The sequence below is a fragment of the Lentzea sp. genome, assembly GCF_036380075.1.
GTDB lineage: Bacteria > Actinomycetota > Actinomycetes > Mycobacteriales > Pseudonocardiaceae > Lentzea.
Genome location: NZ_DASVFL010000291.1, coordinates 20,064 through 39,988, shown reverse-complemented (window position 1 = coordinate 39,988; position 19,925 = coordinate 20,064). Strand labels below are relative to the sequence as shown.

Here is a 19,925-nt window from a genome sequence, read left to right as displayed (position 1 = left end):
TGCCGTTAGGATTCCGAGAAGGGTGAGCCGGGAAGTCTGGTCGGCACGAATTTGTCGTGCCCGCTGACCGCTCTGGGAGACCCGTGTCGCGCAAGAAGAAGACCGTCGTCGCCGACTTCGCCCGTTACCTCCGCACCGAGACCGTCGGCGGCTCCGTGCTGCTCGTGGCCACGGCCGTCGCGCTGGTGTGGGCCAACTCGCCGCTGTCCCCCGCCTACTTCGGCCTGCGCGACCTGCACCTCGGGCCGCTGTCCGTCGGCGACTGGGCCAAGGACGGGCTGCTCGCGGTCTTCTTCTTCGTCGCGGGGCTGGAGCTCAAACGGGAGCTCGTCGTCGGCGAGCTGTCGAACGTCAAGGCCGCGACGCTGCCGGTGATCGCGGCGGTCGGCGGGATGGTCGTCCCCGCGCTGATCGCGCTGACCGTCGGCTGGGGCCAGCCGGGCATCGAGAAGGCGTGGGCGATCCCGGTCGCCACGGACATCGCGTTCGCGCTCGGGGTGCTGGCGCTGACGGCGTCCGGGCTGCCGTCGAGCATCCGGGTGTTCCTGCTGTCGCTGGCCGTCGTGGACGACCTGGGCGCGATCATCGTCATCGCGGTCCTGTTCACGGCGGAGTTCAACCTGCTCGCGGCCGGTGCCGTCGTGCTGCTGCTGGCGCTGTACTGGTTCCTCCAGCGCAGGAGGACCACCAGCGCCTGGCTCTACGTGCCGATCGCGCTCGCGACGTGGTGGTTCATGCACGAGTCGGGCATCCACGCCACGATCGCGGGCGTCGCGCTGGCGTTGCTCACGCGCGTGAAGCGCGACCCGTACGAGCAGGAGGCGCCCGCGGTGCGGCTGGAGCACCGGCTGCAGCCGTTCTCGGCCGGGGTGGCGGTACCGGTGTTCGCGCTGTTCGCGGCGGGTGTGCCGGTCGGTGCCGAGGCGTTCGGGAAGCTCTTCTCCGACAAGATCGCGATCGGCGTGATCGCCGGGCTCGTCCTCGGCAAGGTGATCGGGATCGTCGGAGCGTCGGCGCTCGCCGTGTGGTTCAAGGCGGCGGTCTGGCCGTCCGGGGCGGGACCGCGCGACGTCGTGGCGGTGGCCGTGCTGGGCGGGGTCGGGTTCACCGTCAGCCTGCTCATCGCGGAGCTCTCGCTGGCCGATCCGGACACCGCGAAGGCCGCTGTGCTCATCGCCTCGATGATCTCGTCGCTGCTCGCCGCGGTGTTGCTCATTCGCCGCAGCCGGGCGCATGGCACGATGTCCGGGTGACCACCAGGGAACACATCGCGTCGATTCCGCTGACCGCTGACGACCCCACCGCCGAGGCCTCGATCGGTGGCCTCGTCCGCGACGCGACCGCGCACGTGTCCACTCTGGTCAGAGCGGAGGTCGAGCTCGCGAAGGGCGAGATCACCGCCGAGATCAAGAAGGGCGTGAAGGGCAGCGTCTTCTTCATCGTCGCGCTGACGGTGTTGTGCTTCAGCCTGTTCTTCCTCTTCATGGCGCTCGGCTTCGGCTTCGCCGAGTGGTTCGGCTGGGGCTACTGGGCGGGCTTCGGGCTCGTCTTCGCCGTCATGCTGCTCACCGCGGTCCTGTTCGCGTTCCTCGGCTACCGCAAGGTGCGCAAGATCAGGGCGCCGGAGAAGTCGATCGCGGCCGCGAAGGACACGGTCGCGGCGCTCACCCACCGCAAGGGTGACTCCGACTGAGCCGCAAGCCCGATCCGTCGGTGGTGCGGGTCGCGGGGCCGTGGACGCACCGCGACGTCTCGGCCAACGGCATCCGCCTGCACGTCGCCGAGCTCGGCGAGGGCCCGCTCGTGCTCCTGCTGCACGGGTTCCCCGAGTTCTGGTGGTCGTGGCGGCACCAGCTGACGGCGCTGGCCGAGGCCGGCTACCGCGCGGTCGCCGTCGACCTGCGCGGCTACGGCGACTCGGACAAGCCCCCGCGCGGCTACGACGGCTTCACCCTCGCGGGTGATGTCGCCGGGTTGATCAAGGCGCTCGGCGCCCAACGCGCGCACCTCGTCGGCAGCGCGTGGGGCGGTGCCACGGCGTGGACGGTCGGCGCGCTGCACCCGCGGGTCGTCTCGTCGATCTCGGTGCTGTCCGCGCCCCACCCGCTCGCGATGCGCCGCGCGTTCCGCCGGCACCCCCGCGTGAACTCGCACGTGCTGCGCTTCCAGCTGCCGATCTACCCCGAGCGGTGGCTGACCGGCGAGAACGCCGTGCAGGTCGCGAAGCTGCTCTCGGCGTGGTCCGGCCCGAAGTGGCGGTCGGCGCCGGAGTTCGACGAGGTGCTGCGCCGCTGCCGCCAGGCCATGACGGTGCCGGGCGTCGCCCACAGCGCGATGGAGTACTACCGCTGGGCGGTGCGCTCGCAGGTCCGCAGCGACGGCCGCCGGTTCACCGAGGCGGTCGACAAGAAGATGCAGGTGCCGGTGCTGCAGATCCACGGTGCGCTCGACCCGATCACCCTGGAGTCGTCGGCGCGCGGGTCCCTGGAGTGGCTCGGGCCGGAGTCGGAGTTCCGCTACCTGCCGGAGGTGGGGCACTTCCCGAACCAGGAGGCACCCCACACCACGAGCCGGCTGATCACCGAGTTCCTGCAGAAGTCGAGCTGAACGCCTCCCCCAGCGCGGTCGCCGGGTCGTCCGGCAGGTCCACCGAACGCCAGGCGACGTAGCCGTCCGGGCGCACCAGCGAGGCGCCCTTCTCGGACAGTCCGAAGACGTCCAGCCGCTCGACGCGTTCGTACGCGACACCGGCCTGCTGGGCCGCCTCCTCCCACTGCGGGTGGTCGGCGACGAGCACCCAGCCGCGTTGGAAGAGGTCCAACGTGGACTTGCCGGGCTCGACCCACACGTGCGGGGCCCGCGTGCCGGGCTGGCCGTTCCACTCCTCGGGCAGCCGCGCCGGCGGCAGTTCCTCGCCCGCACCGAGCACCGCGGACGAGCGGTAGAGGACGCCGAAGTGCATCGCGTTGTTGTCGTACAACGTCGCCTCCTCGGCCTCCCCGTCGCGGTTGTGCCCGTCGTTGCGCGCGAAGATCTGCTGGTGGCAGAGGGTCGCGACCGGCCGCCGTTCGGCGTCGTAGGTGTCGAGCAGCTCCGCCCGTGACCGGCCCTCGAGCACGGCGGCGAGCTTCCAGGCGAGGTTGTGCGCGTCCTCGATGCCGACGTTGGCCCCGAACCCGCCGCGGCTCGGCGGCAGGGTGTGGGCGGCGTCGCCGGCCAGGAAGACGCGTCCGCGCGAGAACTCGTCGGCGACCGAGGCGCTGATCGTCCACTTGCCCGTCGTGACGATCTCGACGTCCACGTCGTCGCGGCCGATGGCGCGGAAGATCTTCTGGCGCAGCTCGGCCTCGTCGTACTCGCCGTCGTCGAGCATCAGGACCCACCGGCCGTCGCCGTAGGTGGTCAGGAAGCCGACGTCGTCGATCACGAACTGGCCGATCCCGTCCTTCAGGTACTCCTCCAGCGGCGCGCGGAACAGCACGCTGCGGGACGTGTGCATGTACCCGCGCCCGCTGCGGGTGATGCCGAGCTGCTCGCGGACCGGGCTGCGGTGGCCGTCCGCGGCGACCAGGTAGTCCGCCCGGATCTCGTAGGGCTCGCCCTCACCCCGGACGATCGCCGTGACGCCGTCGTCGTCCTGCGAGAACTCCAGCATCCGGGTGTTCATGCGGATGTCCGCGCCCAGCTCGCGGGCCTTGTCCCGCAGCAGCGGCTCCATCCGGTCCTGCGCCACGCCGACGCCCCTGACCGGGGAGTACTCGATGTCGGAGAGCTGGGCGGGCGGCGTCCAGAACGTCTCGTCGTACTTCCTGCCGACCAGGCTCTCCGCCCTGACCCTGCGCACCCCGAAGCCCTTGGACATCCTGCTCTTCGGCAGCTCTTCCTCCAGCCCGACCGCGCGCAGCAGCTCGCCGACCCGCGCGTTGAAGCCGACCGCCCGCGGGTGCGGTGAGCTGCCCGGATGCTTCTCGACCAGCACCACGTCGACACCGCGCCACGCCAGGAACAGCGCGGCCGACGTCCCCGCCAGTCCTCCACCCACCACCAGCACCGAAGTCTTCACGAACGTCCCCTCTCAATACGCTGTATCGCTCAATACACTGTATCGCGCACAGACGCTGTATTGTCCAGTCCGATGTCGAACGAACTCGTGTGGGACCGCCCGGAGCCGCCCAGCAGGCCGTCCCCTACCCCGTTGAGCAGGGAGTCGATCGTGGCCGCCGCGATCGGCCTCGCCGACGAGGGCGGGCTGGACGAGGTGTCGTTGCGCAAGGTCGCCGCAGTGCTCGGCGCCGGGCCCATGCGCCTCTACGGCTACATCGAGACCAAGGACGAGCTGCTCGACCTGATGGTCGACGCGGTCTACGGCGAGATCGCCCTGCCGGAGCCGGGCGCCGGGTGGCGGGCGGGCCTGACGGAGATCGCCCACGGCATGCGCGCGGCGGCTCAGCGGCACCCGTGGTTCGTCGACCTGCTCGGTGGTCGTCCCCACCGCGGCCCGAACTCGCTGGCGCACATCGAGGCGACGCTGAGGACCCTCGCCGGCCTGCCGGAGTTCCCCGGCATCGACGACGTCCTCGGCGCGGTCGGCGCGGTCATGGCGTTCGTGCACGGCGCGGTCCGCAACGAGATCACCGAGGCCCGCGAGGAGCGGTCCAGCGGCCTGACCGAGGAGCAGTGGCAGGCGGCGTCCGGCCCGTACATGCAGCGGATGCTGGACACCGGGAAGTTCCCGATGCTCGCGAGGGTCATGTACGAAGCCGAGCAGACGAAGGCGTCGGCGCGGTTCGACACCGGCCTGGGCTACGTGCTCGACGGCATCGCTACGAGGCACACCCCTGGGTCGACGCCCGGCGGGTCAGCGACGGCGCCTTCTGCACCATCGACTGCACCTGCTGGGACGTGAGCACGAAGCCGGTCTCCGGGTCGTCGACGGCCGCGCCGAACACCACGCCCATCACGCGGCCGTTCGGGTCGACCAGCGGGCCGCCGGAGTTGCCGGAACGGACCTCGGCGCGAACCGTGTAGACGTCGCGCGTCACGGTCTGCGCGTCGTAGATGTCCGGGCCGCGCAGCAGCGGGATCCGCTCGCGCACACGGGCGGGCGACGCCTTGTACGGGCCGTCGAGCGGGTAGCCGAGCACGATGCCGTCCTCGCCCGGCTGGACCTCGTCCGAGCGGAACTGCAGCGGCGTGGCCTCCAGGTCCGGCACCGCGAGCACGGCGATGTCCGTGCGCGGGTCGTAGGAGACGACGGTGGCGTCGAACTGGCCGCGGCCGACCTCGACCGTCACCTCGTTGGTGCCGGCGACGACGTGGGCGTTGGTCATGACGCGTTCCGGCGCGATGACGAACCCGGTGCCCTCCAGGGCGCGCGAGCACGACGGCGCCCGGCCGCGGACCTTCAGCACCGAGGCCTTCAGCTTGTTCGCGACCGGCGAGTTCGCGAGCTGGCCGTCCGGCGGCTCGACCTCCTTGAGCGGCGTCCGGTTGAACGGGTCCATCGCCTGCGGGAAGCCCGAGACGTCGAAGAGCTTCTGCAGGTCGCCCGACAGCACGCGGGCGGCCTGCGGCATGGTCTGGTCGACCTTGCCGAGGATCACCGACTGCTTGAGCGACGACGTGAGGTCCGGCAGGCCGACGACGGAGGTCAGCGGCAGCGCGATCATCCACGCCACCACGAACACGACCAGGCCCTGCACGATCGCGCCCAGGGCATTGTCCGCGCCGCGCAACGGCGACGCGTTGACGCGGGCCTTGATCGTCCGGCCGATGTAGACGCCGATCGTCTCGCCCAGCGCCACGAGCAGCACGACGATGCCGACCGCGAACACGACCTTGGTGACGACGTTCTCGAACTGGGACACCAGCAGCGGAGCGATCTGCGTGCCGAGGATGAGGCCGACGAGCACACCGACGAAGGCGGGCAGCGCGACGACCATGCCCTGCCTGGCCCCGGAGACCGCGGCTATCGCGGCCAGGCCCAGCACGAGCAGGTCAACCCAGTTCAACCCAGAACCTCCGCCTCACTGTGTAGCGCGCAACGCTAGTTCAAGATCGCGCACATCGGTCGCATCCCACGGCTGTTCCCAGCCGCCGAGTGCGATCAGGCCGTTGATCAACCCCGCGGTGAAGCCCCACACCAGCATGCCCGGCGCGGAGAACGCCGCACTGACGTAACCCGCGGGGTGGCGCACGCGGAACCGGTTGGCGGGGTCCGCGAGGTGCGCCACCGGGACGCGGGCGACCGCGGCGGTCTCCGCCGGGTCGACAGGTGCGACGGGGCTCGGCTGTTCCCAGTAGGCGAGCACGGGCGTGACCACGAACCCGGACACCGGCACGTACAGCTCCGGCAGCAGGGCGAGCGGTCTCACTCCTGACCCAAGTACACCGGTCTCCTCGTAAGCCTCGCGTAATGCGGTGGCCACGGGCCCGTCGTCGTCCGGGTCGGACGCCCCGCCGGGGAACGCGACCTGGCCGGGGTGCGAGCCGAGCGTGTCCGACCGGCGCAGCAGCAGCACGTCCGGCCCGTGCTCCTCGGACTCGCCGAACAGCATCAGCACCGCCGCGGCCCGGTAGGAGCGCGTCGGCGTGCGGGGGTCGCGCATGAACGTGCGTGCGTCGATCTGCTCGGTGGCCTTGGCGAGGCGCTGCATCCAGTCGGGTGGCTGGACGGCCTCCGTCTCGGCTGCCTCCGTCATGAAACCGCCTTCTCCACCTGCTCGGGCGCCGTGAACACCGGCGGGTCCGTGATCTGCCGGACCGCACCGTCCGCTGCTACGTAATACGTGGCGGGGAGCGTGATCGGCGCCTTGACTCGTTTGCGCAGCTCGTCGGGGCCGTCGTAGACCGAGGGAAGCCGCACGCCGAGCCGCGTGAGCAGTTCCAGCCCGTCGGCCTCGGTGCTCTCCACGAGAACCGGGACGACCGGAACGGCGCCGGGTTGCTTCGCGTAGGCGTCCAGGACGGGCAGCTCCTTCTGGCACGGCTGGCACCAGGTCGCCCAGAAGTTGATCAGGACCGGCCCTTTGAGCGCGAGGGCCGTCCGGGTGCCGTCACCGAGGCACGTGACGGCGGCGCCACCCTCTCCGGCGGGTTCGCAGGCCCTGAGCTGGGCCTGCGCGCGCAACGCGGCCACGTCCTGCGTCGGGCGGGTGGGCGCGGGCGGCTCCGGTGCCTTGTCACGGGGCCACAGCGCCACGACACCCGCCACGCCGAGGACGAGCACGACGACGAGCCAGCGCGAGCGGTTGTTCACCCCACCAGTTTCTCACCGGCCCGCACTCGGTCGGCGAGCTCGAGCAGGTGGGGCTTCTCGTCGCCCTTCACGAGCTTGGCGGCCTTGTCCGGGTCCTCGGGGCCCAGGCCGTACGACGGGCAGTCCTTCATCAGCAGACAGGCACCGCACGCAGGCGTTTTGGCGTGGCAGACGCGGCGGCCGTGGAAGATGATCCAGTGCGAGGCCATCGTCCAGTCGCGCTTCTCGATCAGCTCGCCGACGGCGTGCTCGACCTTGACGGCGTCCTCGAGGTCGGTCCAGCCCCAGCGGCGGACGAGCCGGCCGAAGTGGGTGTCGACTGTGATGCCGGGCACATCGAACGCGTTGCCGAGAACCACGTTGGCGGTCTTGCGTCCTACACCGGGGAGCTTGACCAGCTCTTCGAGAGTGCTGGGGACCACGCCGTCGTACTGCTCCACAAGAGCAGCGCCGAGGCCCAGCAGGGAGGTCGCCTTGTTCCGGTAGAAGCCGGTGGGGCGGATCATCTCCTCGAGCTCGACCCTGTCGGCGCCGGCGTAGTCGGCGGCCGTGGGGTACTTGGCGAAGAGAGCGGGAGTGACCTCGTTGACCTTCTTGTCGGTGCACTGCGCGGAGAGGACGACCGCCACGACGAGCTCCAGCGGCGTGGTGAAGTCCAGCTCGCAGTGCGCGTCGGGGTATCCCTCGGCCAGCACGCGCACCATCCGGCGGGCCCTGCGGGTCAGGCCTAGCTTGGTTTCCGGCTTCTTGGTTGCGGGCACTGATCCAGAGTAGTCAACACGCCGGAACCGACCCCTAGATCCGTACTCGAATCCTCCATGCGGAACACTGCGGAGCATCATGACTGCCTGGCTTGTGATCGTCGTTCCGATCGTGATCATGTTCTTCGCGCTCTTCATGGAGCGTGTGGAAGCGAAGCTCCGGCACGTTGCCGTGCAGGAGAACGAGGTCGAGGAGTTCCTGGAGTCCGCCAGGCCTGAAGAGGTCAAGGCGCTCTACGGACACGGCATCGGTCGCGCACTCGACATGTTCCGCCTCCGCCGGCGTGGCCGCGGCACCGCACGCAAGCGCGTCCGGTGACCGTCCCGCGCTGACACGCACCCGAATGGCGTAGACTGGTTCGTTGGGCTCTGGATCGAATCAGTCTCGTTGTTCCAGTTGGGACGGCGAGCCGAGCGGCGATCCACATGAGAGCCCTTAGACTGCAACGCAGTGATCGGCGGCACGGCGCTGACTCCACCAAAGAAGGTGGTAGGCGTGCCGTCGCGTCGATTAGGAGGGACGAGGTGGACGAGACCCTGGCGCGAGCGGGCATCTTCCAAGGGGTTGACCCGGCGGCAGCGGAGGCGCTGGCGCAGACCCTGGAGACGGTGGAGTTCCCGCGTGGCCACGTGATCTTCGCGGAGGGTGAGCCGGGCGACCGCCTGTACATCATCCAGTCCGGCAAGGTGAAGATCGGCCGCAAGTCGCCGGACGGCCGCGAGAACCTGTTGGGGATCTTCGGGCCCTCCGACATGTTCGGCGAACTGTCCATTTTCGATCCCGGCCCCCGCACGTCCACCGCGACGACGGTGACCGAGGTGCGCGCGGTGTCCATGGACCGCCCCGCGCTCCGCCAGTGGATCACCAACCGGCCGGAGATCGCCGAGCAGCTGCTGAGGGCCCTGGCCCGCAGGCTGCGCAGGACGAACTCCATGCTGGCCGACCTGATCTTCACGGACGTGCCCGGCCGCGTCGCCAAGGCGCTGCTGCAGCTCGCGCAGCGCTTCGGCTCGCAGGAGGCCGGTCTGCTCCGCGTCACGCACGACCTGACGCAGGAGGAGATCGCGCAGTTCGTCGGCGCGTCCCGCGAGACCGTGAACAAGGCGCTGGCCGACTTCGCGCACCGCGGCTGGCTGCGCCTGGAAGGCAAGAGCGTGCTGATCCTGGACCCGGAGCGCCTGGCGCGCCGCGCCCGCTGACGGCCCACGCGACGACTCGGGCCCCGTTCGCTCAGCGGACGGGGCCCCGGTCGTCGTGACGTAGTTCGCGAACAAAGGACCGGGCGCCACCCCCGACGTGGCGCACCGGTCCTTTGTGGTGCACGGCCCATCCCCCGACGAACCGTGCTTTCCGCCCTCTGGCGCGTAGGCCCCGACCCTCAAGCCAGAGGTTGGTCTTCGATCGATCGAGCAGCGTGGTCGTCTCGGTCGACGAGTCAACTTTCGCACGTCGCAGCCCCGGCCGCTCAAGCCCTTTCACCCTCAAGGACCCCATGTGTGGCCGATTCGTTGCATGTTTCACCCGGTCATCGCATTCCCGTGACCGAATCGCGACCTCGGTGACTCTCGGCACCCGATGTGGTACACGCGTACCAAGTTTGGCATACTGGTACACATGTCCCACTCTGCCCGCCTGTCCGACTACCGCGCTGCCCTGACGACCCCCGGCATGCGCGGCCCCGTGGTCGCGTCGCTGCTCGCCCGCCTGCCCATCGCGATGGTCGGGCTCTCGCTGCTGCTCTACGTCGAGCGCGCGACGGGGTCGTTCGCGGTCGCCGGCATGGTCTCGGCGGCGGCACTGGTGGGTGTAGCCCTCGGTTCGGTCGTCCAGGGCCGGTTGATGGACCGCTTCGGTCCCACCCGTCCGCTGGCCTTCACGACCGCGCTGTTCGCGTTCTTCGTGACCGTGTCGGTGCTCGCCGTCGAGGCCGGTCTGCCGGTGTTCGTGCTGGTGCCGCTGGCCCTGGGCGTGGGCGCGACCGAGCCGATGGTGGGCTCGGCGTCGCGGGCGCTGTGGGAGCGGATGGTGCCGACCGGTCCGACGCGCATGGCGGCCTACGCCTACGAGGCGATCAGCATGGAGGTCTTCTTCATCCTCGGCCCCGGCCTCGCCGGCCTGCTGCTGGCAGCGCCGTGGGCGGGCACCGGCGTCGTGGTCGGTGCCGTGCTGATGGTCGTGGGCGCGCTGTGGTTCGCGTTCAACCCGGTCGTCCGCGCCTGGGGAGCGGCCGCGGTCACCCGCCGCCCGCTGCTGGGCGCGTTCGCCTACCCCGGCATGCGCACGGTGGCGCTGGCCGCGCTCGGCTTCGGCGTGACGATCGGCTTCGTCGAGGTGGCGGTACCGGCGTTCGCGAAGGCCGCGGGCGAGGCCTCGATGGGCGGCCTGATGCTGTCGCTGTGGTCGATCAGCTCGGTGGTCTTCGGCGTGCTCTACGGCATGCGCCCGTGGCCGCGCCCCATGCACCTGCGCCTGCCGGTGCTGCTGGGCGGCTTCGGCCTGCTGGCGTTCGTGCTGGCGGTCCCGGCGACGCTGGTCGGCCTGGGCCTGGCGCTGTTCCTGGTCGGCACGCTGATCACGCCGCAGTCGACCGCGCACTCGGCGGCGATCGAGCAGGTCACGCCCAACGGCATGGCCGCGGAGGCGTTCGGCTGGGTGATCACCTCGGTGACCGTCGGGCTGGCGATCGGGCAGGGGCTGTCCGGGCAGCTGATCGAGCACTTCGGCACCCGGCCCGCGTTCGTCGCGTCCGGTGTGGCCGGGTTAGTGATCGCGCTGGCGGTGTGGCTGCTGCGCGGGACCGTGCGGCGCGGGGTGCCGGCTGAGGTGCCGCTGCGCTCGGAGATGGAGCTGGCGGCCCGCTGAGCCACGGCACGCGACAGACCGGGACGGCTGGTGTCAGAACGTTGGCACCAGCCGTTGGCGTACGTCGGTCTTCGCCCAGGAGTCAGGCCACCGAGCGCATCGGGACCACCAGGTAGGTGAGCTCCACCCCGTCCTCGCCCGGCGTCGACGTGAGCACCGTCGAGCGGAGGCCGTCCTGGATCTTCAGCTCGATGCGGCGGCCCGCGAACGCTTTCAGGGCGTCGGCCAGGTAGCGGGCCTGGAAGGTCTTGGTCAGGTGGTCGCCTTCGACGTCCGCCTTCACGAACTCCTCGGACTCGCCCTGCTGGGGGTCGCTGCCCTTGACGCGGATCTCGGAGTCCTCGACCTGGATGGTGACGGCCTGGTGCGGGCCGCCGTAGGGCGTGGCTCTGCGGACGGCGCGCGCGAGGGAGTCCGCGTCCACTAGCACCGTGCTGTCGATGACTGCCTCCAGGAGTCGGCGCGCCCGGTCGTCCGGGAACGGAGCGGCCAAGAGTGCGGTGGAGATCGAGTTGTTGCCCCAGGCGAGGGCGATGCGGTCGGAGCTCGCGTGGAGCGCTACCCGGCCGGTGGCCTGGCGTGCGGCCTCCACGAGGGGCTTCGCCGGTACCAACAGGTCCAGCTCGCCCGCTTGTTCCCACGGGAGTGTGGCGTACGCCATGCGGTAGCGGTCGGTCGCGATCACGTGCAGCTTCTCGGCGTCGGACTGGATCCGGAGGCCGGTGAAGATCGGCAGCGCGTCGTCCTTCGAGGCGGCGCCGGCCACCGCGGCGACGACACCGAGCAGGGCGGCGTCGACGTGGCCCTGCAGAGGGGGCAACGCGGGCACGCCGGGGTGGTTGGCCAGCGACAGCAGCGGCAGCGCGAAGCGGGCCGTCGGGGTGCGGACGGCCAGGCGCTGGCCCTCCACCTTCAGCCTCACCTGCGGGTCGTCCAGCGCCTGGAGGGTGGCGGCCAGCGGCTTGGCGGGCACGAGCACCTCTCCCTCCGTGTGGACGACGGCGTTGACGGACAGGCGCACGCCGTGCTCCTGGTCGCTGCCCGCGATCTCGACGTCCTGCCCTGCTGTCAGGCGGAGCCCGGCGAGCACCGGGTCGAGCACACGGGTCGGCAGCAGTCGCGCCACCTCCGCCGCGGCGCTCGCGAGCTCTGCTGTCGTGGCGGTGAGGTCCATGCTTCCGGACGTTAGCGGGCACCCCTGACAATTCCGGGTGTCCCGAAGCGACTGGAGAACGCTAGCGGTCCGCGCAACGCAGCGGAAGCGCGCTGTCTCATTCGGTGACGGTGCGCAGGTGCTCCAGCTGGGCGCGCACGGACCACTCCGCGGCCGGCCACAGCACGCGGTCGACGTCGGCGTAGACGACTTCGACGACCTGGCGCGGCGTGGGCGAACCCCCGAGGGAGGCGACGGCGGCGCGGACCTGTTCCAGGCGTTGGGTGCGGTGCGCCAGGTACATCCGCGCGGCCTCGCCGGCGTCCGCGAGCTCCGGGCCGTGGCCGGGCAGCACGGCGGTGTCCGGGGGCAGCTCCGCCAGGAGCCGCAACGACTCGAAGTACTCGCCGAGCTTGCCGTCCGGGTGCGCCACGATGGTCGTGCCGCGTCCCAGCACCGTGTCGCCGGTCAGCACCGCCTCGCCGTCGACCACGAAGCACAACGAGTCGCTGGTGTGGCCCGGCGTGCCGAGCACCCGCAGCTCCAGACCGGCGCTGGTGACCACGTCGCCGTCCACCAGCCCCTCGGAGCCGTGGGTGAACGTCGGGTCCAGCGCGCGCACCGGAGCACCCACCATCTCGGCGAACGAACGCGCGCCGTCGGAGTGGTCGGGATGGCCGTGCGTCAGCAGGATCTCCGCGACCGGCCCGACGGAGGCGATCCGCTCGAGGTGCACCGGATCCAGCGGACCGGGATCGACCACGACGTACGACGACGCGTCCGGAGCCTTCAACAGCCACGTGTTCGTGCCGTCGAGCGTCATCGGCGACGGGTTGTCCGCCAGCAGCACGGCCGCGTGCGGCGTCACCTGCCGCACCTGCCCGTACAACGGGTGCGCGGCGCGGGCACCGATCAGCGGCGACCCGCTCACGGCAGGACCACCCGCACGACGTCGCCCTCGCGGATCAGCTTCGGGATGATCTTCTCGACGCTGCGCTCCTCGGCCATCACCTTCTCGACGCTCCCCAGCGCCCCGACCTCGTCGAGCGTGCGCCAGGTCGGCGGCATGAGCATCCGGCGGCCCTCCGCGGCGTCCGCCACGGCCTCGGCCGGCGTCTGCCACGACGCGTCGGACGCCTCGGTCGTCTCGCCGTCGGCGCGTTGCCCGGAAGGCAGCGCGGCGACGAAGAACCGGGTGTCGTACCGGCGCGGCTCCTCGACCGGGGTCACCCAGTTCGCCCACGGCCGCAGCAGGTCCGCCCGCAGCACCAGGCCCTCGGCCGCGAGGAACTGCGCGAGCGAGAGCTCGCGGTCCACCAGCTTCTGCCGGGCCCCCGCGTACGCCGAGGTGTCCGCGACGACCGACGCGGGGTCCGGCCCGGCGAGCAGCACGCCCGACTCCTCGAACGTCTCCCGGACCGCCGCGCACACGAACGCCCGCGCGGTCAGCGGGTCGACGCCGAACACCGACCCCCACCACTCGGGCGGCGGACCGGCCCACGCGACCGACGTGTCCGCGTCGCGCGGATCGACGCCTCCGCCGGGGAACACGGTCATGCCACCGGCGAACGCCATCCCCTTCACGCGCCGCAGCAGGAACGCCTCCACGCCCTCGGCACCGTCCCGCAGCAGCACGACGGTCACGGCGTCACGGGCCTGCGCGGGTTCGGCGGCGGGCCTGGTGGGTACCAGGTTTCCCGGCAAGGTCATGTCGTCGGGCATCCTCCGAGCGTACGACCGCGCTTACCCGAGGATGGTGTGATGGCGACGAACGTCTCCGGCTGCCTGGTGAAGATCCTGCTGTTCGTGCTCGGCGCGGTGATGGGCACAGCCCTCACCGCGGTGGCCGTGGTGGTGATGTTCGTGCCGGACCGCACGACCGTGATCAGCGTCGACCCGACTTCCACGTCGCCAGGCGTGTACGTGAAGAAGGTCGAGCAGCTGGTCGGCAGCACCTACTACGAGATCTGGCTCGGCCCGACCCCCGACCGCGGCCACGTGGTGACCGTTCCCGCCGGCTGGGAACACGACCCCGAGCGGGAGACGACCGGCGACGGCCTGCGCCTGAAGTTCGACAACGGCGGCGAGATCTTCGTGCCCAAGGCCAGCTACTCCTGAGGCAGGATGTGCGAGTGGACGAACAGTTGCGCGTAGGACTCGTCGGTGCGGGCCCGTGGGCGGAGATGGTGCACGCCCCCGGCATCGCGAACCACCCGGGAACGGCGCTGACCGGCGTGTGGGCCCGGCGACCGGAGGCCGCGCAGGAGCTCGCGCACGCCCACGGCGCCGAGCCGTTCGCCGACTACGCGGAGATGCTGTCCACTGTGGACGCCGTCGCGTTCTGCGTGCCGCCGGGCGTGCAGGGCCCGATGGCGGTCGAGGCGGCGCGGGCCGGCAAGCACCTCGTGCTGGAGAAGCCGGTCGCCGAGACCGTCGAGGTCGCGGAACGGCTCGTCGCGGCGGTTGAGGAGGCCGGCGTCGCGTCGCTGGTCGTGCTGACCCGCCGCTACGCGCCGGAGACCAAGGAGATGCTGGCCCAGCTGCACCGCACGGGCGGCTGGACCGGCGCCGACAGCCGCTGGATCTCCGGCGCGCTGCTCGACGGCCCGTTCTCGAACTCGCCGTGGCGCCACGACAGGGGCGCGCTCGACGACGTCGGCCCGCACGCGTTCGACCTGCTCGACGCGGCACTGGGCGAGATCACCGACGTGCTCGCGGCGAACGTCACGGACACCGGTCTCTGGCAGCTGATCCTGCAGCACGCGGGCGGCGCGACGAGCACGGTGTCGCTGTGCCTGTCGTTGCCGCTGCAGCCGCCGTTCGCGGACTTCACGGTCTTCGGCACGCACGGCGCGCGCACGCTCACGAACCGGGACACGCCCGCGCTCGAGTGCTTCACGAACCTGCTCGACGACTTCGTGGCCATGGTGCACAGCGGCACCACGACCCACGAGTGCGACGTGCGGCGCGGCCTGCACCTGCAGAAGGTCATCGACCTGGCCCGGCGCAAGGCCGGGGCCTGATCCACCTACGGCGTCTGGTGCCCGTTGTTCGAGGCGCCGAACGTCTGGCGCGACGAGCGGTCGATCTGCCAGCGACCGCTGTCCGCCGTCTTCGACCCGATCTGCTCCCGCTGCGCCAGCTCCTCGTGGAGCTGCTGCAGCAGGGCGCGTTCCCGTTCGCTGAGGTTCGCGTCCACCGAGGACGGTTCCGCCGGCGACTCCGCCAGCGCCGCCTGCAGTGCCGCGAGCTCGTCACCGCGGAGCTCGGTGGTCACCTCGGCCCTGTTGATCGGCGTGGGCTCGGGGAGCGGGAAGATCTCCGCCTCCGGCTCCGGTTCGGGCGCCGGCGCGGGTTCCGCCGCCGCCTTCGGGATGCGCTTGACGGGCTTGGGCGGGAAGGGCTGCGACCCCTCCAGCGTGGACGTTCTGCTGCGACGTGAGCCGGTCTCTTCCAGTGGCTCCGGCGCCGGTGTCGGCTCGGCCACCGGCGCCGGAGCGGGAAGTTCCTCTGACTGGTCGAACCAGGCGCCCTGGGGCGAGACCGGCTCGGCGACCCGCATCGGGGCGCCGCCGGAGACCGGCACCGCCTTCGAGGCCGTCACCGCGGACGCGTGGTAGTCGCTGAGCTGCACACCCGTCGTCAGCACCTCGACCGCGGCCCGGACGCCGATCTTGCGCAGCACCGAGTCGACCCGGTAGGCGGTCGCCGGCGCGAAGCCCTGCGGACCGATGTCCACCAGCACCACCCGCTGCGGCAGCGGACCGGGCGTGGACCCCGTCGGCGAGGACCGCCAGACCGCCCGCACCGAGCGGACGTCCGGCAGCACCGACACCGCGCGGGCCAGCGCACCGGTGATGTCCGAGACCGGGTCGGTCTCGGAGGTGAAGCGGTGGCGGATGAACGGGAGCATCTCCGCGACCGGCAGGCGGTCGGTCAGCGACGCGTCCGAGCGGACCTCGTGCAACGCCCACGTGATGGCCGCACGCTCGTCGGGCAGCACCGGGATGCCGCCGGCGAGGAGCGTGCCGACCAGCATCTCGACCGCGCGGTCGAGCTCTCCGACCGCGAGGAACTCGCGGGCCTGCGACAGGGCGGCGTCGTCGATCCGCCCGGCCACGGACAGCAGGAGATCGTGCAGACGGACCGGCAGCCCGACCCCGTCGTTCGTCACGGCAACTCTCCTTAGCTGAGCACGAGGTGCTCATCGGACTCGGCGCCGGCGCACACCAGCTCCGATGCCGCCAGCGCCGCCCGGTGGTAGGGCGGCAGGTCCAGACCGGACGGCACGACCTCGACGCACGGGTCGTGTTCGCCCAACGCCCGCAGAACGCGCTGCAGCTCGCCGGTCAGCCGGGCGTGGCCGGTCGTGGCCGCCACCAGCAGGACGCGGTTGACCCCGGAGGGACCGATGCGCCAGCAGGAGCGGACCTCGCCGACCCCGTTCCGGCCACGCAGCGTGGCACCGAGAACGACGGTCGCGGAATCCCCCATGGACACCCGATCGGGTGATTCCGGGGAAAAGGTGTAGTCGGTGGGGGGCAGTTCGTCCAGCCCTTTGACCGAACTGACGGCACCCGGTTCCGCCCCGTAGGGCACGAGCGCGTCCTGCAGAAGGCGCATCTCGTGGTCCGTCAGGGGGATGCGGTCGTGCAGCAGCGTGCGCGGCAGCGACCGCGCCAGCACCGCGTACGCGTCGGAGGCCGCCCAGTCCCGGTACCGCCACAGCAGCTCGTCAGGAAGGCGCCCGGCGAGCCGCAGCAGCAGTTCGTGGCACGTGTCCGACATGTCACACCTCGACGATCAGTTCGATCTCCACCGGAGCGCCGATCGGCAGCTCTGCGACCCCCACGGCCGACCGGGCGTGCTTGCCCGCGTCGCCGAAGATCTCCCCCAGCAGCTCCGAGGCCCCGTTCACGACGCCCGGCTGCCCCGTGAAGCCCTCGGCGGAGGCCACGAACCCGACAACTTTCACGACTCTCTTGATCGAGTCAATCCCCACGAGCGCGTCGACGGCCGCCAGCGCGTTGAGGATGCAGGTCGCGGCGTACTGCTTGGCCTCCTCCGGGGAGACCTCCGCGCCGACCTTGCCGGTAGCGGGGAGCTTGCCGTCCACGAACGGCAGCTGGCCGGAGGTGAAGACCCACGGACCGCTCTGCGTGGCGGGGACGTACGCGGCGAGCGGCGCGGCCACGGCGGGCAGCTCGACGCCGAGCTCCGCCAGGCGCTTCGTCCAGGCGCTCACGCCTTGACCCTCTTCAGGTACGCGACGTGCTGCTCACCGGTCGGGTTCGTCAGCACCGTGACCAGCTCCCAGCCGTCCTCGCCCCACTGGTCGAGGATCTGCTTCGTGGCGTGGATCAACAACGGCACGGTCGCGTACTCCCACTTCGTCATGCGCGGAGCCTAACGCGCCACCCGATCGACGCCTGCGGGGTTGCCGCCCACCGGGCTAGGTTGATCACGTGGAGACCTGGCGGATCGTCGCCACCAGCCTGTTCGCCGTGGGCGGGCTGGTGATGGTGCTCGTCGCCATGGCCCAGGTGCGCGACCGCAAGCACAGCCGGCGCGACCAGGTCGTGCAGGCGGGGCTGATCGGACTCGTGGTCGTGGTGGTCGTCACGGTCAGCATCGCGCTGTGGCTGCCGTCGGTCGTGTCCTGGGCTCTGGTGGCCGCAACGGCCTTCGCCGTTCTCTTCCTCACCATGGTCGATTGACCGGCTGGTCCACCTTCTGCCGGATTCACACCTAGTCTGGACGTGTGACGTCGTGGACCGAGGAGCTGACCCGAGCCCGTCTGCACGTGGTCTCCGGCAAGGGCGGCACCGGGAAGACCACGGTCGCGGCGGCGTTGGCGCTCGCGCTGGCCACCGGTGGCCGCCGGGTGCTGCTGGTCGAGGTCGAGGGCAGGCAGGGCATCGCCCAGCTCTTCGACCGCGCCCCGCTGCCGTACTCGGAGGAGCGGATCGCGTCCGCGCCGGGCGGCGGTGAGGTGCACGCGCTGGCCGTCGACGCCGAGGCCGCGCTGCTGGAGTACCTGGCGATGTTCTACAACCTCGGGTTCGCGGGCCGCACCCTGCGCAAGATGGGCGCCATCGAGTTCGCCACCACCCTCGCGCCCGGCCTGCGGGACGTGCTGCTGACGGGCAAGGTCAAGGAGTGCGTGAACCGCGTCGGCCCGGACGGCCGCCACCTCTACGACGCCGTCGTGCTCGACGCGCCGCCCACGGGCCGCGTCGTCAAGTTCCTGGACGTCACGAAGGCCATGGCCGACCTGGCGAAGGTCGGGCCGATCAAGGGGCAGAGCGAGGGCGTGGTGCGGCTGCTGCACTCCGGTGACACGGCGGTGCACCTGGTCGCGCTGCTGGAGGAGATGCCGGTGCGCGAGACCCTGGACGCGGTCGCCGAGCTCGACGGCGCCGACCTCCGACCCGGCGCGGTGCTGGTCAACCGGGTCCAGCCGGAACGCCTGCCCGCCCGTTCCATCCCCGTCGCCGCCGAGGGCCGGATCGACGAGTCGCGGGTGCGCACGGGCCTCGCCGCCGCCGGTCTCGACCTCGACGAGCTCACGCTCGAGGGCCTGGTGGACGAGACGGTGGAGCACGCCATCAGGGTGCAGTCGCAACAGGAGGCGATGGAACTGCTCCGCGAGTCCGACCTGCCCACGCTCGACCTGCCGGAACTGACCGACGGGGTGGACGTGGCCGCGCTCTACGAACTGGCCGAGGTGCTGGTCGCGGCGGGTGTGCGGTGAACAAGCTCGACTTCGACCCGCTGCTCGACGACCCGGAGACCCGCGTCCTGGTGTGCTGCGGCTCCGGCGGCGTCGGCAAGACGACCACGGCGGCGGCGCTGGCGTTGCGGGCGGCCGAACGCGGCAGGCGCGTCGTCGTGCTGACGATCGACCCGGCGCGGCGGCTGGCGCAGTCGCTGGGCCTGCGGGAGCTCGACAACCACCCGCGCGAGGTCGTGGTCGACGGCTTCGAGCCCAAGGGCGAGCTGTTCGCGATGATGCTGGACATGCGCCGCACGTTCGACGACATGGTGCTGACCCACGCCGGCCGCGACCGGGCCGACCAGATCCTGTCGAACCCCTTCTACCAGACCATCTCGTCGTCGTTCTCCGGCACGCAGGAGTACATGGCGATGGAGAAGCTGGGCCAGCTGGTGGCGCAGGACGAGTGGGACCTGATCGTCGTCGACACCCCGCCGAGCCGGTCGGCGCTCGACTTCCTGGACGCGCCGCAGCGGTTGTCGACGGTGCTCGACGGCAAGTTCATCCGGATGCTCTCGGCACCGGCGCGGGCGAGCGGACGCGGTCTGATGAAGATCGTCGGAACCGGTTTCAGCCTTTTCACGCGTGCCGTCTCGACGATCGTCGGCGGCCAGCTGTTGCAGGACGCGTCCACTTTCGTACAGGCTTTCGACAGCATGTTCGGAGGATTCCGCGAGCGCGCGCAGCGGACGTACGAACTCCTCCGCTCGCCCGGAACCGGTTTCGTGGTGGTGGCGGCGGCAGAACCCGACGCTTTGCGCGAGGCGAGCTATTTCGTGGAACGCCTCAGCGCCGAGGGCATGCCTTTGTGCGGCCTCGTCGCGAACAGGACCCACCCCGTGCTGGCGGCGGACCTGCCCGCGGCGAAGGCGCTCGCGGCAGCGGACGACCTCGACCGCTCCGGTGACGCGCCGCTCGCCGCGGCGGTGCTCCGGCTGCACGCGGACCGGGTGGCAGTCGCCGATAGGGAGAAGCGGCTGCTCGCCCGGTTCACGCGTGCTCATCCCGCGGTCGCGCTGGTCGGCGTGCCGGCGTTGCCCGCCGACGTGCACGACCTCGACGGCCTACGGGAGATGGGTCGCCGGCTCGCGGGTGAATGAAGTGTTCACCCGCCG

General features: G+C 71.2%; 24 protein-coding genes. 12 read left to right on the top strand and 12 right to left on the bottom strand.

The window, feature by feature from the left end:
- The first annotated feature begins 83 nt into the window (after positions 1-83).
- The 3 genes from nhaA to VF330_RS30790 are packed head-to-tail and all read left to right on the top strand — an operon-like array spanning position 84 to position 2,607.
- A complete protein-coding gene (nhaA, locus tag VF330_RS30800; protein ID WP_330855206.1) occupies positions 84-1,253 on the top strand; it encodes a Na+/H+ antiporter NhaA in 1,170 nt (389 codons plus the stop codon).
- On the top strand, positions 1,250-1,693 hold the full coding sequence (locus VF330_RS30795) for a phage holin family protein (protein WP_330855205.1): 444 nt from the start codon (positions 1,250-1,252) through the stop codon (positions 1,691-1,693). Before nhaA ends, VF330_RS30795 begins: the two co-directional genes overlap by 4 nt.
- Complete coding sequence (locus VF330_RS30790; protein ID WP_330855226.1) at positions 1,690-2,607, top strand: alpha/beta hydrolase; 918 nt, start codon at positions 1,690-1,692, stop codon at positions 2,605-2,607. The genes VF330_RS30795 and VF330_RS30790 overlap by 4 nt, the downstream gene beginning before the upstream one ends.
- On the opposite strand, the gene VF330_RS30785 is transcribed toward VF330_RS30790, so the two are convergent.
- Positions 2,579-4,063: an FAD-dependent oxidoreductase gene (locus VF330_RS30785; RefSeq protein WP_330855204.1), complete on the bottom strand. Its 1,485-nt coding sequence runs from the start codon at positions 4,061-4,063 to the stop codon at positions 2,579-2,581. The genes VF330_RS30790 and VF330_RS30785 overlap by 29 nt on opposite strands.
- Before the next feature lie 72 nt (positions 4,064-4,135).
- On the opposite strand from VF330_RS30785, the gene VF330_RS30780 reads away from it, so the two are divergent.
- Positions 4,136-4,906: a TetR/AcrR family transcriptional regulator C-terminal domain-containing protein gene (locus VF330_RS30780; protein ID WP_330855203.1), complete on the top strand. Its 771-nt coding sequence runs from the start codon at positions 4,136-4,138 to the stop codon at positions 4,904-4,906.
- Here the strand turns inward: VF330_RS30780 and VF330_RS30775 are convergent.
- From VF330_RS30775 to nth, 4 genes are read right to left on the bottom strand one after another with little or no spacing between them, the layout of a single operon-like run.
- A complete protein-coding gene (locus VF330_RS30775; protein ID WP_330855202.1) occupies positions 4,824-6,011 on the bottom strand; it encodes a MarP family serine protease in 1,188 nt (395 codons plus the stop codon). The two genes, VF330_RS30780 and VF330_RS30775, sit on opposite strands and share 83 nt — an antisense overlap.
- Before the next feature lie 15 nt (positions 6,012-6,026).
- Positions 6,027-6,701 carry a CoA pyrophosphatase gene (locus VF330_RS30770; protein ID WP_330855201.1) on the bottom strand — a complete coding sequence of 225 codons (675 nt, stop codon included), beginning with the start codon at positions 6,699-6,701 and terminating at the stop codon, positions 6,027-6,029.
- Positions 6,698-7,258: a TlpA disulfide reductase family protein gene (locus VF330_RS30765; RefSeq protein WP_330855200.1), complete on the bottom strand. Its 561-nt coding sequence runs from the start codon at positions 7,256-7,258 to the stop codon at positions 6,698-6,700. Before VF330_RS30765 ends, VF330_RS30770 begins: the two co-directional genes overlap by 4 nt.
- On the bottom strand, positions 7,255-7,962 hold the full coding sequence (gene nth, locus VF330_RS30760; protein ID WP_330855225.1) for an endonuclease III: 708 nt from the start codon (positions 7,960-7,962) through the stop codon (positions 7,255-7,257). The genes VF330_RS30765 and nth overlap by 4 nt, the downstream gene beginning before the upstream one ends.
- Before the next feature lie 136 nt (positions 7,963-8,098).
- On the opposite strand from nth, the gene VF330_RS30755 reads away from it, so the two are divergent.
- The 3 genes from VF330_RS30755 to VF330_RS30745 all read left to right on the top strand — a co-directional run bounded on the left by VF330_RS30755 (position 8,099) and on the right by VF330_RS30745 (position 10,882).
- Entirely contained in the window at positions 8,099-8,338 is a 240-nt protein-coding gene (locus VF330_RS30755; protein WP_090057862.1) for a hypothetical protein, read from the top strand.
- 206 nt (positions 8,339-8,544) lie between these two features.
- Positions 8,545-9,219: a Crp/Fnr family transcriptional regulator gene (locus tag VF330_RS30750; RefSeq protein ID WP_030469453.1), complete on the top strand. Its 675-nt coding sequence runs from the start codon at positions 8,545-8,547 to the stop codon at positions 9,217-9,219.
- A gap of 415 nt (positions 9,220-9,634) precedes the next feature.
- Positions 9,635-10,882, top strand: a complete 1,248-nt coding sequence (locus VF330_RS30745) for an MFS transporter (RefSeq protein ID WP_330855199.1) — start codon at positions 9,635-9,637, stop codon at positions 10,880-10,882.
- Positions 10,883-10,964: 82 nt separating this feature from the next.
- On the opposite strand, the gene dnaN is transcribed toward VF330_RS30745, so the two are convergent.
- From dnaN to VF330_RS30730, 3 genes are all read right to left on the bottom strand, one after another.
- Complete coding sequence (gene dnaN, locus VF330_RS30740; RefSeq protein WP_330855198.1) at positions 10,965-12,056, bottom strand: DNA polymerase III subunit beta; 1,092 nt, start codon at positions 12,054-12,056, stop codon at positions 10,965-10,967.
- Positions 12,057-12,153: 97 nt separating this feature from the next.
- Positions 12,154-12,966 carry an MBL fold metallo-hydrolase gene (locus VF330_RS30735; protein ID WP_330855197.1) on the bottom strand — a complete coding sequence of 271 codons (813 nt, stop codon included), beginning with the start codon at positions 12,964-12,966 and terminating at the stop codon, positions 12,154-12,156.
- A complete protein-coding gene (locus VF330_RS30730; protein ID WP_330855196.1) occupies positions 12,963-13,757 on the bottom strand; it encodes an NUDIX hydrolase in 795 nt (264 codons plus the stop codon). The genes VF330_RS30735 and VF330_RS30730 overlap by 4 nt, the downstream gene beginning before the upstream one ends.
- 39 nt (positions 13,758-13,796) lie before the next feature.
- Here VF330_RS30730 and VF330_RS30725 point away from each other — a divergent pair, with 39 nt between their 5' ends.
- Together VF330_RS30725 and VF330_RS30720 are read left to right on the top strand one after the other, a co-directional pair.
- Entirely contained in the window at positions 13,797-14,153 is a 357-nt protein-coding gene (locus tag VF330_RS30725) for a hypothetical protein (RefSeq protein ID WP_330855195.1), read from the top strand.
- A 14-nt stretch (positions 14,154-14,167) separates the two neighbouring features.
- On the top strand, positions 14,168-15,058 hold the full coding sequence (locus VF330_RS30720) for a Gfo/Idh/MocA family oxidoreductase (protein ID WP_330855194.1): 891 nt from the start codon (positions 14,168-14,170) through the stop codon (positions 15,056-15,058).
- 5 nt (positions 15,059-15,063) lie between these two features.
- Here the strand turns inward: VF330_RS30720 and VF330_RS30715 are convergent, their stop codons facing one another.
- The 4 genes from VF330_RS30715 to VF330_RS30700 are packed head-to-tail and all read right to left on the bottom strand — an operon-like array spanning position 15,064 to position 17,432.
- Positions 15,064-16,209, bottom strand: coding sequence for a hypothetical protein (locus tag VF330_RS30715; RefSeq protein ID WP_330855193.1), 1,146 nt, complete (start codon positions 16,207-16,209; stop codon positions 15,064-15,066).
- Between the two features lie 11 nt (positions 16,210-16,220).
- A complete protein-coding gene (locus VF330_RS30710; protein ID WP_330855192.1) occupies positions 16,221-16,823 on the bottom strand; it encodes a hypothetical protein in 603 nt (200 codons plus the stop codon).
- Between the two features lies 1 nt (position 16,824).
- Positions 16,825-17,280: a RidA family protein gene (locus tag VF330_RS30705; RefSeq protein ID WP_330855191.1), complete on the bottom strand. Its 456-nt coding sequence runs from the start codon at positions 17,278-17,280 to the stop codon at positions 16,825-16,827.
- The gene (locus VF330_RS30700) at positions 17,277-17,432 is read right to left on the bottom strand and encodes a DUF4177 domain-containing protein (RefSeq protein WP_086668176.1); all 156 of its coding nucleotides are present in this window, start codon (positions 17,430-17,432) and stop codon (positions 17,277-17,279) included. The genes VF330_RS30705 and VF330_RS30700 overlap by 4 nt, the downstream gene beginning before the upstream one ends.
- A gap of 68 nt (positions 17,433-17,500) precedes the next feature.
- Here VF330_RS30700 and VF330_RS30695 point away from each other — a divergent pair, with 68 nt between their 5' ends.
- From VF330_RS30695 to VF330_RS30685, 3 genes are read left to right on the top strand one after another with little or no spacing between them, the layout of a single operon-like run.
- Positions 17,501-17,752 carry a hypothetical protein gene (locus tag VF330_RS30695; protein WP_330855190.1) on the top strand — a complete coding sequence of 84 codons (252 nt, stop codon included), beginning with the start codon at positions 17,501-17,503 and terminating at the stop codon, positions 17,750-17,752.
- Positions 17,753-17,796: 44 nt separating this feature from the next.
- Positions 17,797-18,789 (top strand): ArsA-related P-loop ATPase, encoded by a 993-nt coding sequence (locus VF330_RS30690; RefSeq protein WP_330855189.1) that lies wholly within the window; start codon positions 17,797-17,799, stop codon positions 18,787-18,789.
- Positions 18,786-19,910, top strand: a complete 1,125-nt coding sequence (locus VF330_RS30685) for an ArsA family ATPase (protein ID WP_330855188.1) — start codon at positions 18,786-18,788, stop codon at positions 19,908-19,910. Before VF330_RS30690 ends, VF330_RS30685 begins: the two co-directional genes overlap by 4 nt.
- Positions 19,911-19,925: the final 15 nt, after the last annotated feature.